Source organism: Neobacillus sp. DZ-9 (genome assembly GCF_059587065.1).
In genome coordinates this window covers 145,959-158,804 of the sequence record NZ_JCAIOL010000011.1, presented here as the reverse complement: position 1 = coordinate 158,804, position 12,846 = coordinate 145,959, and the positions used below count along the sequence as shown (strand labels likewise).

The 12,846-nt window shown below is 39.7% G+C and carries 12 protein-coding genes and 1 pseudogene; 7 read left to right on the top strand and 6 right to left on the bottom strand.

What is annotated here, in order from left to right; all coding sequences use genetic code 11:
- Nucleotides 1-11: 11 nt before the first annotated feature.
- The 5 genes from lhgO to pdxR all read left to right on the top strand — a co-directional run bounded on the left by lhgO (nt 12) and on the right by pdxR (nt 5,509).
- The gene (gene lhgO, locus AC59HZ_RS25545) at nt 12-1,226 is read left to right on the top strand and encodes an L-2-hydroxyglutarate oxidase (protein WP_496548569.1); all 1,215 of its coding nucleotides are present in this window, start codon (nt 12-14) and stop codon (nt 1,224-1,226) included.
- Nucleotides 1,227-1,253: 27 nt separating this feature from the next.
- On the top strand, nt 1,254-1,592 hold the full coding sequence (locus AC59HZ_RS25540; RefSeq protein ID WP_496548568.1) for a DUF3870 domain-containing protein: 339 nt from the start codon (nt 1,254-1,256) through the stop codon (nt 1,590-1,592).
- Between the two features lie 318 nt (nt 1,593-1,910).
- Entirely contained in the window at nt 1,911-2,849 is a 939-nt protein-coding gene (gene glaH / locus AC59HZ_RS25535) for a glutarate dioxygenase GlaH (RefSeq protein WP_496548567.1), read from the top strand.
- Nucleotides 2,850-3,251: 402 nt separating this feature from the next.
- On the top strand, nt 3,252-3,593 hold the full coding sequence (locus AC59HZ_RS25530) for a DUF805 domain-containing protein (protein WP_496548566.1): 342 nt from the start codon (nt 3,252-3,254) through the stop codon (nt 3,591-3,593).
- 479 nt (nt 3,594-4,072) lie between these two features.
- Nucleotides 4,073-5,509, top strand: coding sequence for a MocR-like pyridoxine biosynthesis transcription factor PdxR (gene pdxR / locus AC59HZ_RS25525; RefSeq protein ID WP_496548565.1), 1,437 nt, complete (start codon nt 4,073-4,075; stop codon nt 5,507-5,509).
- Nucleotides 5,510-5,695: 186 nt separating this feature from the next.
- Here pdxR and AC59HZ_RS25520 read toward each other — a convergent pair whose 3' ends face one another.
- Complete coding sequence (locus tag AC59HZ_RS25520) at nt 5,696-5,896, bottom strand: cold-shock protein (RefSeq protein WP_496548564.1); 201 nt, start codon at nt 5,894-5,896, stop codon at nt 5,696-5,698.
- A 355-nt stretch (nt 5,897-6,251) separates the two neighbouring features.
- On the opposite strand from AC59HZ_RS25520, the gene AC59HZ_RS25515 reads away from it, so the two are divergent.
- Nucleotides 6,252-6,545, top strand: coding sequence for a hypothetical protein (locus AC59HZ_RS25515; protein ID WP_496548563.1), 294 nt, complete (start codon nt 6,252-6,254; stop codon nt 6,543-6,545).
- A gap of 95 nt (nt 6,546-6,640) precedes the next feature.
- On the opposite strand, the pseudogene AC59HZ_RS25510 reads toward AC59HZ_RS25515, so the two are convergent.
- Both AC59HZ_RS25510 and AC59HZ_RS25505 read right to left on the bottom strand, forming a co-directional pair.
- Nucleotides 6,641-7,086: pseudogene (locus AC59HZ_RS25510) on the bottom strand (YfmQ family protein).
- Between the two features lie 387 nt (nt 7,087-7,473).
- The gene (locus tag AC59HZ_RS25505; RefSeq protein WP_496548562.1) at nt 7,474-8,253 is read right to left on the bottom strand and encodes an alpha/beta fold hydrolase; all 780 of its coding nucleotides are present in this window, start codon (nt 8,251-8,253) and stop codon (nt 7,474-7,476) included.
- Between the two features lie 294 nt (nt 8,254-8,547).
- Here AC59HZ_RS25505 and AC59HZ_RS25500 point away from each other — a divergent pair, with 294 nt between their 5' ends.
- Nucleotides 8,548-9,759, top strand: coding sequence for an MFS transporter (locus tag AC59HZ_RS25500; protein WP_496548561.1), 1,212 nt, complete (start codon nt 8,548-8,550; stop codon nt 9,757-9,759).
- Between the two features lie 108 nt (nt 9,760-9,867).
- Here the strand turns inward: AC59HZ_RS25500 and AC59HZ_RS25495 are convergent, their stop codons facing one another.
- The 3 genes from AC59HZ_RS25495 to AC59HZ_RS25485 form a co-directional block, all read right to left on the bottom strand.
- Nucleotides 9,868-10,278 (bottom strand): GNAT family N-acetyltransferase, encoded by a 411-nt coding sequence (locus tag AC59HZ_RS25495; protein WP_496548560.1) that lies wholly within the window; start codon nt 10,276-10,278, stop codon nt 9,868-9,870.
- A 102-nt stretch (nt 10,279-10,380) separates the two neighbouring features.
- Nucleotides 10,381-11,115 carry a DUF899 domain-containing protein gene (locus tag AC59HZ_RS25490; protein WP_496548559.1) on the bottom strand — a complete coding sequence of 245 codons (735 nt, stop codon included), beginning with the start codon at nt 11,113-11,115 and terminating at the stop codon, nt 10,381-10,383.
- A 354-nt stretch (nt 11,116-11,469) separates the two neighbouring features.
- A complete protein-coding gene (locus AC59HZ_RS25485; RefSeq protein WP_496548558.1) occupies nt 11,470-12,717 on the bottom strand; it encodes a hypothetical protein in 1,248 nt (415 codons plus the stop codon).
- Nucleotides 12,718-12,846: the final 129 nt, after the last annotated feature.

Sequence of the window (12,846 nt, the reverse complement as noted above, 5' to 3'; positions counted from 1 at the left end):
TCCTATTGAAAATGTATGATTTTGCAATAGTTGGCGGAGGAATTGTTGGCTTATCAACTGGGATGGCCATTTATGAGCGTTTTCCTAATGCAAAGGTAGTCGTCATTGAGAAGGAATCCGTTGTTGCGGAACATCAAACAGGCCATAATAGCGGAGTGATTCATTCAGGTATTTATTATAAGCCTGGTAGTTTCAAAGCTCGTTTTGCCCGCCAAGGAAGTAAATCGATGATCGTCTTCTGCCAAACACATGGAATAGACCATGATATTTGTGGAAAAGTAATCGTTGCAACGAAACAAGAGGAATTACCGCTTCTTGAAAATTTATATAAACGAGGGCTGGAAAATGAATTAGCAGTTCATAGAATCGGTCCAGATGAATTAAAGGAAATTGAACCACATGTTAATGGATTAGGCGCAATCCGTGTTCCGATGGCCGGCATCGTAAATTACAGACAAGTTAGTGAAAAGTTCGCCGAAATGATCCGAGAGAGTGGCGGAGAGATTCGTCTAAATACAAAAGTGGAGAAAATGCATGAGGAATCGAATCAAGTAATCATTGAAACGAATCGCGGAACATTAAAAGCTGGAATGGTCATTAACTGTGCTGGGCTTCACAGTGATCGTGTAGCTTTAGCAGCAGGATATAAAACAGATATGAAGATTTTGCCTTTTAGAGGCGAGTATTACAAATTAAAACCTGAAAAGCGCTACTTAGTAAAAAATTTAATTTATCCGGTTCCAAATCCAAAGTTCCCATTTCTGGGGGTCCATTTTACCCGAATGATCAGCGGTGAAGTCGATGCGGGGCCAAATGCTGTGCTTAGCTTTAAACGGGAAGGATACAGAAAGACAGATTTTAATGCAAAGGATTTAATAGAGTCATTAAGCTTCCCTGGATTATGGAAAATGGCTGGGAAGTTTGCGAAGGAGGGGCTGGATGAATATATTCGCTCCTTCAGCAAGAAACAATTTACAAAGAGCCTTCAGGAACTGATTCCTGAAATCCAAGAAGATGATTTAATCCCCGCACCTGCTGGAGTCCGTGCTCAAGCGTTAAGGAGCGATGGAAATATGGTGGATGATTTCCATATCATTCAAGGAAAACGAACGATCCATGTATGCAATGCGCCATCTCCTGCTGCAACGGCCTCCATCGAAATTGGAAAAGAAGTTGTGAATAGAATACCAGAACAAGCAAACTTAAAGGTAGCTACATTCGTTTAAATAATTCTTTCGAGAGGAAGACCCACTATGCTAAATGGAAAAACAATTTTTCTTGCAGGCCACGCTCGTCTGCCGCAAGGAATGGCAGCAAAAAGTGTCTTCGATACGTTAACAATTACGGCTGAAGTAGATATTAAATATGGTGTGATATTAGAGGCGTCGTGTACTCTAGCAACCGAACAGGGGCGCGACTTTATTGGCCGTATTTTAAGGGGCATTAGTTTAAAAGATGGAGTAGAAGATGCAATCGAAGAAATTGAAGCCTACTATCGAGGCAAGGCGACAAATGCTATTGTTGCGGCATTAAAGGATCTGGGCCTTCATTTCCATCAAATAAAAACAGAGGAAAAACAGAAGGTATTATAAATCTTATAAAATAACTAATTGACAATCTAGTATATACAAATTATACTATAAATAGTAAATATTTCTAATACTTCCGCCTTCTGATACAACACCCTTTCAGAACCGTGGATAGATTATAAATACTTGGAAACAGGAAATATAAATAATAATTAACTGCTAATTCATTGTGACTCTATTAACCATAGAGCTGTGAAGTGAATATAAGCCAGTTGTACATTGAGAGTCCCTGCTATTTTAGGGAACTTTGTGCAGCTGGCTTTTTATATTCCCTGGCTTCCATATGTTTACCTATCTTACACAAAACTGGAGGAATGAAAAATGGCAATCTTAGTAAAACAAAGAGGAAAATTTGAAACAAAAACAAAAATGTATGAAGTGAAAGTTCATCCACAAACGGACCGTCTATACCACATTCAACTTTCGAAAGAGGCAATTCAAGGGTTTTTAAATGCCGTCAAAGCAGAAAATTATTCTGTCCAGCATTTAGAATATACACCATATGCTCGTCTTATTGTCTCTTCCTTGCTATTAGATCAGGTTGGTGAAGAATTCGGCGAGTTGCTTCGAAACATCGTTCATGACCGTGAATCAGGAGGGTTTACTATTGGATTGGATGGTGTTACGAATGATACAGATGAATACGTTATTTTCTCCACTGCTATTTCTTATTTGTTAGGTTCATCAAATTTTGATTCGATGTCAGGTAAATATTACGCACGCTTTTCTGTCAAACATACCGATAACAGTGACTCCTATCTTCGTCAAGCATATCGCTTATTCACGCTTCATACAGATGGGACATTCGTAGATGAGCCAACCGATTGGTTGTTAATGATGAAAATAGTGGAGGAAAATGCGCGGGGTGGTGAATCCCGATTATTACACCTTGATGATTGGAAAGACCTTGATAAGTTTGTAAATCATCCATTAGCTAACCATAAGTTTACTTACAAAGCACCATCTAGTAAAAATGTAGATCAAGAAATCCAGCGCTTAACCTTCTTCAATTACAACAATAAGCCAGGTGCATGTTTCATCGACCAATTTGTTTGTCCTGAAACCATTGAAGAAGCTAAATACCTTCGTGACCTTTCACATTCATTGGAAACCGATGAGAGTGTTACAGAACTTGGACTTCCAGTCGGGGATTTAGTTATTGTTAACAATATATTCTGGTTTCATGGGCGTGCAGCCTTTGAGGTAGACCCTAACCTGAACCGCGAATTACTTCGTCAGCGCGGACGTTTTAATCAATAATTAACATCCTTAAAGAGAACAAATTCATTTGGATTTGTTCTTTTTTTAGTTGGGTGCACTAAAGTGGGGTATACACCTTGCGGAAATAATAGAGTAATCCGCGGAATTCTGGTTCAGATTGGCGGAATAAAATCAACATTTCGCGGAATTCCGGTCCAAGTTTGCGGAATTCTGGTCCAAGATCGCGGAATTCTAACCAAATCTAAGGCTTGATAAAAATTTATCGGTCACTTCTTAAAAAGCCAGGCGGCGAGCCTGGCCAGGTAACTTGCCTTCGCCAAGTTTAGACATTAACTCTCATAAAATAACAAAATCCTCTAACATATTATTCTTATAACCTGATATACTTAATATTGTAATTATTAATATTTCTGTGAAATACTTCCAAGGGGGTTAATTGGAATGGAATGGTTTTTGAAAGTAGTAAAGAATTATGCAGGCTTTGAGGGAAGAGCACACCGTAAAGAATATTGGATGTTTATTCTTTTCTATTTCATCTTTGACGTTATACTTGCGCTGATACAAAATGCCCTAGGCCTTAATAATGTTTTAACGGGACTCTTTGGTTTGGCTTTATTGTTACCAACCCTAGCTGTTACAGCCCGCCGGCTTCATGATACCGGAAGAAGTGGATGGATGCAGTTGATTGGGCTCATTCCGTTAGTCGGCTGGATTATTATGCTTGTATTCTTGTGCTCAGACAGCCAGGGCGACAATCGATTTGGTCAAAATCCTAAATATTAAGTTTGTCGCAATAAACCGCCTATCTTAGATAAGGCGGTTTTTCTTTTACTAAGGGAAGTCAACATATAAATCTACTTGTTCATTAAAGGTTTATCAGACTTTATAAAGTCCGTCATGCCAGAAAAAGTGTCTTTACAGTCGATAAGGGCGTTTTATAGAGCCCTTCAGACCCGAAAAAGTGCCATGACGGTCGATAAGAGCGGTTCATAAAGCCCGTCATGCCAGAAAAAGTGCTTTGACGGTCGATAAGAGCGGTTCACAAAGCCCGTCATGCCAGAAAAAGTGCTTTGCTGGTCGATAAGAGTGTTTCATAAAGCCCGTCATGCCAGAAAAAGTGTCATGAGGGTCGATAAGAACGATTCATATAGCCCTTGAAGAGTGAAATCGACGTCAGAGGGTGTATCTTCTTCCCCAATGAATTTCAAATTAAAAAAGTATACAATATATATTACAAGACCTAACTAAAAAGGATGTAACCAATGGATTGGAAACCGGATCGAGTATCGAAAATACCCATTTATAAACAACTTGCTATGTATATTGAAAACGGGATCGCCGACGGGACTTTTCCGCATGATAAACCATTGCCTTCTGAAAGAGGTTTGGCGAAAGAGCTCGGGGTAAACAGAAGCACCGTCGTTTCGGCCTATGACGAGTTGGAATCCAATGGACTTATCGATCGGAATCGAGGTAGCGGAACAACGGTCAGCAAAGATATTTGGGGATTGGCCAAAAAACGGATTCCCAGCTGGAACAGATATATTGAGGCCGGGTCGTTTCTGCCGAATGTGCCTGTCACGCAAAGAATACATAAAGAAATGGCAGAACATAAACTCATTAATTTAGCCAGTGGGGAACTGTCGCAGGACCTATTTCCGCTCAACTCATTAAGAGAGATTACGGCCAACAGATCCTTTATCGGAACTTTGGGATACGACCATCCGCAAGGGAATGCGATTCTCCGGCAGACCCTTACGAATCATGTGAAACAGTTTCGCGGAATCGAAACCAATCCATCTACGATCTTAATTACATCGGGAGCACAGCAGGCCTTGCATCTGGTCGTTCAATGTTTGTTGAAGCCAGGCGACGCTGTGGCGATTGAAAATCCATCCTATCATTACAATCTGCCTGTATTTAAATCTGCGGGAATTAAAACCTATTATTTAAATGGGGACAAGGACGGAATAAACCCAGATGACATCACCACTTTATATAAAAAGCATAGAATTAGAATGATTTTTTTGAATCCTATTTTTCAAAATCCTACAGGAAGCCTAATGCCGGTTGAACGGAGAAAAAAGATTCTTGAATTATCCTCTGAATATGGGATTCCGGTTGTGGAAGACGATCCGTACAGCCTAACCTCTTTCAGAGGAGAAAAAATTGAAACACTCAAATCATTGGACCAGCACGGGAATGTTTTATATATAAGCTCCCTGACAAAAATAGTGGCATCGGGTTTGAGGATCGGCTGGATTATCGGACCAAAGGCTGTGATCGAAAGGTTAGCAGATGCCAAACACCAGGTCGACTTTGGACATGCCAGTTACTCGCAATGGATTGCCAATGATTTTTTAGAATCAAAGGAGTTTGAATCCCACATCGGGAATTTAGTGAAGCAGTTAGAAAGTCGAAGAGACCAAATGGTTGTCAGCCTTCACTCCTTTTTAAAAAATCAAGTCGAATTTCATATCCCTGAGGGCGGCATTCATTTGTGGTGCAGGATCAAAAAAGAGTTTAATGAAACCCAGTTGTTAGAGGAATCGATTAAAAGAGGAGTCATTTATGTTCCTGGGTCAACCATGGGGACGGAGAAGGGATTTGTCCGGTTTACTTTTGCTAGGGAAAAGGAAGAATTGATAAATGAAGGAATAAAGAGGTTTGCGGATGCTCTAACGGTTGTTTCAACCTAATGTGTATTCTCCTCGAATTTCACAACTTGCCCAAATTAGGACATTTTCTAATTGTATGGTACACTTGATTTACCATTTGATTTACTGTTTTTCAATGTTCCCTGCTCATTTGTGAGTGGGGTTTTTTTTGTTTTTTAATAAATATAAAAAAGCCTCTAAAATTTAGAGGCTAATTCTATATTTAGATTATGCTTTACGAACGTTAGCTGCTTGTGCACCACGTTGACCTTGTTCAACGTCGAAAGTCACTTCTTGACCTTCATCTAATGTTTTGAAGCCTTCGCCTTGGATAGCTGAGAAATGGACGAATACGTCGTCTCCACCTTCACGCTCGATGAATCCGAATCCTTTTTCGCCGTTAAACCATTTTACTTTGCCTTTTTCCATTTTTGTTGCCTCCTAGTGTGTTAGTACACACATTGTAATACTATCCTTGCCCTCAGTGATCTTCAAGACGAAAGTCGGTACTATAATACTTTCTTTCCACCGAACAAAAATAATTCCTCTTTATAATAGCACTATTCCAAAGTGTTCGCAAGGGGACGACCGGCTATGGACACCAAAAGTGGTAGGATATCCCAAAGAAATGGTGGAGGATGTTGCCCAGATACCTTTGTAGAGAATGCTTTCCGGTTGCGAATATAATCATTTAAAGGAAAAAAGAACCTGTTTGTTATTTATATTTTCTTTGTTCCAAAATCACTTTTTTACACATAAGCATATGGATAAGGAGTGGAGTCTTATGAAAAAGGAACAATTCGATACAGAAACGCTTAAGCTTATTAAAAGTAGACTTGATTATGTTTACTCCATTGCTAAACGTTACAACAGTGATAACCCTGCATTAATGGACACGATTGAAAGTTTAGCTGCAGTTGCAAACATGTTTGCAAAGATTAAATTAGAGGAGCTAAACGGGAAGGAAGAAACCGCGAGCCCTCAAGGATTCATTGTAAGCAGGTTAGGAAACTCATACTCAAGAATGACGGATTATGAAAAACAAAAAGACGAAGATTTTCCAAGCTGGAAGCTCTGAATTCCAGCTTGTTAACTTCATTGGAAGGTAACAGTTCATATAAACTGTTGTCTTTTTTACAAAAAAAAGACAAGCAGGGGTACCTGTCCGTCTTTTTAAGATAAATCACCTGTTACTAACATAGAACGTTTTGGAGGCGATCGGAGAACAAACTATATGCGATTACTTTCTTCTTATATTGTTTAACAACATCAACTTGATCCTTATTGTGATACAAAAATATCGTCATATCTTTTTTACCATTTTTAGTTTCAATGACAATAGGTGTCCGATGATTCTCTGGATATAAATAAAATTCTTCGGTCCCAGGATATATATATTGCTGCTTGATAAAAGTAGCCTCGTTAAAATCATTAATAATTTGAACTTTGTCTGCCCCTTCTAGCCGCTTTCCGTCAATAGTTATGGTTACATTCTCATCACTAAGTTTCGAATGGATTTCAAACTTTTTGATAAGCCAGTTCACAGGGCCGGTTGGAAGGCAAGTCATTGCAATTTTAACCATACTAATAAGAATGATCGAAAGCACGGTCCAAGTCATGTACATCATCTCCGGTAGTTCTAAATTAAATTAAGTCAACCAAATGTATATTCCTAATGAAATTAAAGCGATGAAAATAATTACGACATATATTAACGTTAAATTTGTTGTATTCCTTTTTGTCGAACCGCTGTAGTTTTCGTCGGGTTTCCTCGTAAGTACTAGAGTTGAAACCACCGAAAAAATTAAGATCAAAATGACCAAACCAATCATTATATTCATGCTGCACCTCGCATTAGTACTATAATGTTCTTCTTTAACAAGTATATAATAACGCAGCTGGATCATTTAATAACCATCCAATTCACCTAAAAATTAACCATCCACTTGGTGGGTTTGTTCTACAAGCAAAATAAAAAAGCTGCACCAACGGCAGCTGACTCACTATCAAACAAATTGTGCCAGAACCTGATTAAACCGATCACGTTCTTCCCAGAAAGGGCCATGGCCACTATATTGAAACGGGACAAGCTGTGAATTTCGTATCTTCTGATTCATTTCCTGTGCTTGTGCAAACGGAATCACTTTGTCATGGATACCGTGAATAATTAAAGTGGGTGCATTTATTTTTGGAAGATCTTCAAAAAGTGTCTCATCTCTTAATAATACAACGACTGCCGCGGTGGACCAGCCAGCCGCCTGTGACCCCATTTGAAAAAACCAGTCTGAGAATCGCGGTGTTATATATTGAAAGAAAAAGCTATCTGTCACTTCCTGCATCATCTTCGGGCGATCGTTTAAGGTTTCCTTAAGAAATTTATCGGCCGTTTCCTTTGTAAAGCCTGTAGGAGCAGCAGCGTCAACAAGGACGAGCCTGGACACCCCGTAACTGTTGTGGCGGGTCATGTATCGAATCGCGATCGCTCCCCCGGTAGAGTGGCCAACGAGGGTGAAATTTTGCAATTGTAATGTACCAACAACCGTGCGAATATCATCTGCTAGTCTGTCAAAAGTGTATCCACTGATAGGTTTATCCGAATTCCCGAAGCCTCTCCAATCAACCCCAATACAGCGGAAACCCATTGCGGGAAGAACATCAAACTGATATTCAAACTGTTTATGGGAGAGCGGCCAGCCATGGATAAAGACGATGGTCTTGCTGCCGCTTGGGTTAATATCCTCAACATATAAATTCACACCCGGTTCTACCGTAACAAAGTATCCCATCCCGATTCCTCCTTAATTCATATCGTTTTAAGCATAAGATATTCATTTTGGTAAACATGGGTGAATACCTATACCGGTGCTAGGTTCCTGTTCTAATTACGGAAAAAATGATGTATCCATCCTAAAAAAACGAAGTATAATTTAAGAAGATGAAATGGAGGAAATGATGATAAAACTAGTTGTCCCCCTTAGTTTTTATCTAATTGCCTCTTTGCAAAGGAGCTTCGTTATATGTTAAGTAATCCAATCTAAATTCCCCCTCATTTTAAAAAAATTTAAAAATGGGGGATCATCTTGAAACGTAATCGTGATTTTCTTTTCCTCATGTTGGGCCAGTCACTGGCCAATGCTGGGGATGTGTTATATGTCGTGGCTGTTATCAGTTTTATTTTTGAAATAACCAAATCTGCCGCAGCCTCAGCCATCGTGCCCTTTACCATTACCTTCGCTATGTTCATTTCGAGCATCCTGACACCCATTCTGATTGGAAGGGTGAATCTGAAAAAGCTGTTGGTCGGTTCACAAATAGGGAAAACGGTCATTTTGTTTGGTTTAAGTGCTTTTATGATGAGCGGATTAGCTTTAACCAATTATTATTTTGTTTTTATCATGATAGCAGGAATTGCGCTCCTGGACGGCTGTGCTAATCCCATTAGGCAGACGCTAATTCCTTATTATGTGGAAAAAGAACATCTAATCAAGGCGAATGGAATAGCAGAAACCATTACACAATCGATTCAAATCGGGACCTGGTTTTTTGGCAGTCTATTATTGGTTGTGTTTAGTCCGAATCAGCTAATCTTGTTGGTTGCAGTGTTATTTGTTTTATCGAGTTTTATTTTAGCTTTATTAAAAAATGTAGACCACAAAGCGGAACGACAAGAACGAATGCGGGATTTAATAACACAAGGATGGGAATCCATTCGTGTTACGCCTGTATTAAAAACGTTGGCGAAAATGGAATTCTTTGAAGCGATGGCAAACTCCGTTTGGATTGCGGCCATCTTAATTGTCTATGTCAAGCAGGCATTGAATTCACAGGAGCAGTGGTGGGGTTTTATTAACAGTGCCTTTTTCATCGGATTAGTTCTGGGGAGTTTGTTGTGTGTTAAGTTTCCTCGGTTTTTAGAACGAAATCAATATAGATTTATTATGGTAGGCACCGTATTGAACTGTTTTTTCACCATTCTCTTCAGTTTAACCAGTGCTCCTTTTATCGCTTTGTTGTTATCAGCTTTGATTGGCGTTTTTGGGCAGTTGAAAAGTATTCCGCAACAAACCATCATCCAAACGAGTATGCCAAAAGAGCAATTGGCCACGGTCTATACGTCCTTTGGTACCATTACCACAGGAACCTTCGGTGTTGGTTCATTGATCATGGGGCTTTTATCCGATTACTTTGGCGTGCGGAGTGTCTTTGCAATTTCGGGAGGGCTGCTTGTAGTGGTTTTTGTGATCGTGTTAAAAAATAGTCGGGTATTAAAAGGAAGTACTCAACGAGGGTAAACAATAAGAGAGGAATTGCTGCGGCAATTCCTCTTCTTAATTTTAAGGTTTACAGCCCGTCAATTTTATACTTCAATTTGACTTTTTAAGTGCATCAAAAGCGAAACCCTAACTTTTTCTAGCAATTTTGAATCCATTTTCTATCTTTTCAAAACCAATTTTAGGATAGTAGTCCATCGCAATAGGGGAGGCCAGCAAGATTAGAGTTGCTTCTTCTCCGATTCGATCTTGTACTAATCGGACTAGTTCTTTACCAATCCCCGCCTTTTGATACTCTTTGTCAACCGCTAAATCAGATAAATAGCAGCAGTAGCTGTAATCCGTTAGCGCCCTGGCTATTCCAACAATCTTGTCATTTATCCATGCTGTAATCATAATATCGGCATGATCAATCATTCGTTGCAGTCGTTGCAAGTCTTCGGACGGGCGAATAATTCCTGAAGCTTTAAAAACAGCTGACATATCTTCCGGGCTGATTTCCGTGTTAATTTTGTACATGATTTGAGAAGTATTTTCCATAAGTTCGATCCTCCAATAAAAGGTATAATCGAATTTTATGAAATAGCCTTCAAAATTGTAAGTTCCAGAAGTTACTTTTTTAATGGTACCAGTTATCAGGCCCTATATTTTCGGAACATATTGATCACGATGCCGCAGTCCGCGGTCGTCCTGTCGGCCTTTTGGCACCAAATCGAGGAACTGGTAGGTGATATTCATCATGTCAATGCCGCGGGCGTACGTCGAGTAGGTATGAAATATATTTTCGTCCTCATCCTTGTAAAAAACACTCACGCCTTCCCTGTCCGTACTCATCGGATTCTGAAGGGTATAGTTGTAATAGGCTTGTTTTTTCTCGACTTCTTCCTCAGTAAAAGAGGCTTGAAAATCATAATTAAAATCTGTTTGTCCCGATGAAAACCATGGAAAGGTCCAACCCATTCGCTTTTTGAATGCTTCCAGTTTTTCTAAAGGGGCACGAGAAAGACAGACAAAGGCAACATCACGGTGATTTAAATGCGGAATCATCCCACTGTAGTGATCGGCCCAAAACGAACAATGTTTGCAGCCCTGATCCCAGCCAGGATCGAACATGAAATGGTACACAATCAATTGACTTCTTCCGGCAAATAAGTCTGCCAGCGACATTTTACCGTTTGGACCCTCGAATGTATAAGACTTGCTGACGGCTTCCCACGGCAAATCTCGTCTCTGCTGGGTGAGTTCATCCCTTAGTTTCGTAAATTCCTTTTCTTTTTGCAGCAGTTCTTTCCGCACTTCGAGCCATTCGCTCCTTGGCAGAACTTTGTGTTCCATATTAACACCCCAATTTCCAGTTTTCCAACTTATTCTATCCAAAATAAATATCTCCTAAAAATGGAATTTTATAGTAAAATATAAGCAAGGATGAATGAATCTTAGGGGGCGGGTATATGATTGCAAATACATTAGTACCGCTAATAATCTTAGCTTTAATTGTTGGTGTAGGATTTCTATTAGTTAGGGTGTTAAAAAAATAAAAGTGAGATTAAAAGGAATCGGCTTCATAGTAATTTAGTAGCGGATGCTTTCAAAGAGTAGTTTTGCGGAATTAATAGAGTAATCGGCGGAATTCCGGCCTAAATCCGAGGATTACATAGACTGAAGTGCAAGGTGATCAAAGCAGTAAAAAAACTCCTCATATGATACCCTTAGGAGTTTTTCAAACATATATTAATTTCTGATTTGGGAAAGTCCGAAGGCGTGGTTCGACCAAAGTACTGCCTCGGTTTTACGAGCGAGGTCATCTTCACAATCCACAATCAACACGACCTCAGTCTTGGGTGTTTTCTTTCTCTTTTTTGCTGTAAGTAAAATAGGAATTCCCTTGATTATGCAGCCTAACAGGCATCCGCCTATAAACCCGGCAACTCCCCAAACAACTGGCCCCCAGTGAAGGACAAAACCGTAAACGGTTCCGAAAAAACAGCCTAACGCACCAAGAAGCATGATGCCATCGAACAGGCTTTTCCCATCCGAGCGATGGATGGTATCAAACCATTGCGACTTTTCATTTCGTTTATCAAGCGGAGCTGCAAAAATGTCTTCCTGCATAACGCCGAGCGATTCTAATGCAGTGATTGCCTTTTCCAAATGCTCTGAGTGGTTGAAGGAAGCTATAAATCGCATTTTTAGGGGGTCATCCTTTATCCATAATGGAAATCGTTTGTTATGTTGGTAGTTTTGCGCCAGGTAGTTTGATTGTTCTTTATCAAAAAGTTTATTTCGCTCTACGGTAATCACGTAGGTAAAGTAAGCGGTAAAACTAATCATCGAGGGAATAAATAACGCCCATTCTGGATCAAGGACGGAAACAGCTTTATCAAATTTTCCGAGTAAGGTGTATTGGATACTTGCAAGAATATGCGACTTCATCAAGATGACGTTCCACCACAAAACTTCAAAAACGGCCGTTAAAACCCGCTGCGTATAAACTGCACCGATACCTGGGATGAACAATGACCATAAAGCTCCCACAATCGGGCTTCTTTTTGATAGAGAATTCCATTGAATTTGGTCGATTTTGAATGTAGAAATGGGTGCATTCTCTTTATGAGCAAGCTCATAAAATAAATTGTTATCTACCGCAATTTTATAGGTGCTGTAAACGGTAAAAACGAATACAGCTCCATAAGTTAAAAGCCAATAACTATGCTCATGTTTTAGTATCTGTACAGCCTCATCAAATCGTCCGTTAAAAGTATAAATAATGGCAACGTTGAATTGTGTTTGGACATTGAGGACAACTTCCCAGACAAACAAAATCCAGCCTAATATATACTGGCCTAATAAAAGATGACCAAATCCAGGCATAAACCATGCCCAAGCAACGGTTACCCATGGATTCGTGAAATGTAAAAGATTCAGATGTAGCGTGCCGAGGTATGCTCTCTGTCTGCGTCCATTTTGGTGAGTTGTCATGTTGTTAATATTTCTCGTTCCTTATATTTTTATGCAAGAATTGGAAATTGAGTAAGAATGAGCAGGCTTTGGGGGAAATGCCTTCCAGTCAGGGAATATTGAGAGTAAAAGTGGCATATGCGAGAGCGA

Coding starts and splice junctions, on each gene's coding strand:
- lhgO (WP_496548569.1), top strand. CDS start 12: ATGTATGATTTTGCAATAGTTGGCGGAGGAATTGTTGGCTTATCAACT.
- AC59HZ_RS25540 (WP_496548568.1), top strand. CDS start 1,254: ATGCTAAATGGAAAAACAATTTTTCTTGCAGGCCACGCTCGTCTGCCG.
- pdxR (WP_496548565.1), top strand. CDS start 4,073: ATGGATTGGAAACCGGATCGAGTATCGAAAATACCCATTTATAAACAA.
- AC59HZ_RS25505 (WP_496548562.1), bottom strand. CDS start 8,253: ATGGGATACTTTGTTACGGTAGAACCGGGTGTGAATTTATATGTTGAG.
- AC59HZ_RS25485 (WP_496548558.1), bottom strand. CDS start 12,717: ATGACAACTCACCAAAATGGACGCAGACAGAGAGCATACCTCGGCACG.
- AC59HZ_RS25495 (WP_496548560.1), bottom strand. CDS start 10,278: ATGGAAAATACTTCTCAAATCATGTACAAAATTAACACGGAAATCAGC.
- AC59HZ_RS25530 (WP_496548566.1), top strand. CDS start 3,252: ATGGAATGGTTTTTGAAAGTAGTAAAGAATTATGCAGGCTTTGAGGGA.
- AC59HZ_RS25515 (WP_496548563.1), top strand. CDS start 6,252: ATGAAAAAGGAACAATTCGATACAGAAACGCTTAAGCTTATTAAAAGT.
- glaH (WP_496548567.1), top strand. CDS start 1,911: ATGGCAATCTTAGTAAAACAAAGAGGAAAATTTGAAACAAAAACAAAA.
- AC59HZ_RS25520 (WP_496548564.1), bottom strand. CDS start 5,896: ATGGAAAAAGGCAAAGTAAAATGGTTTAACGGCGAAAAAGGATTCGGA.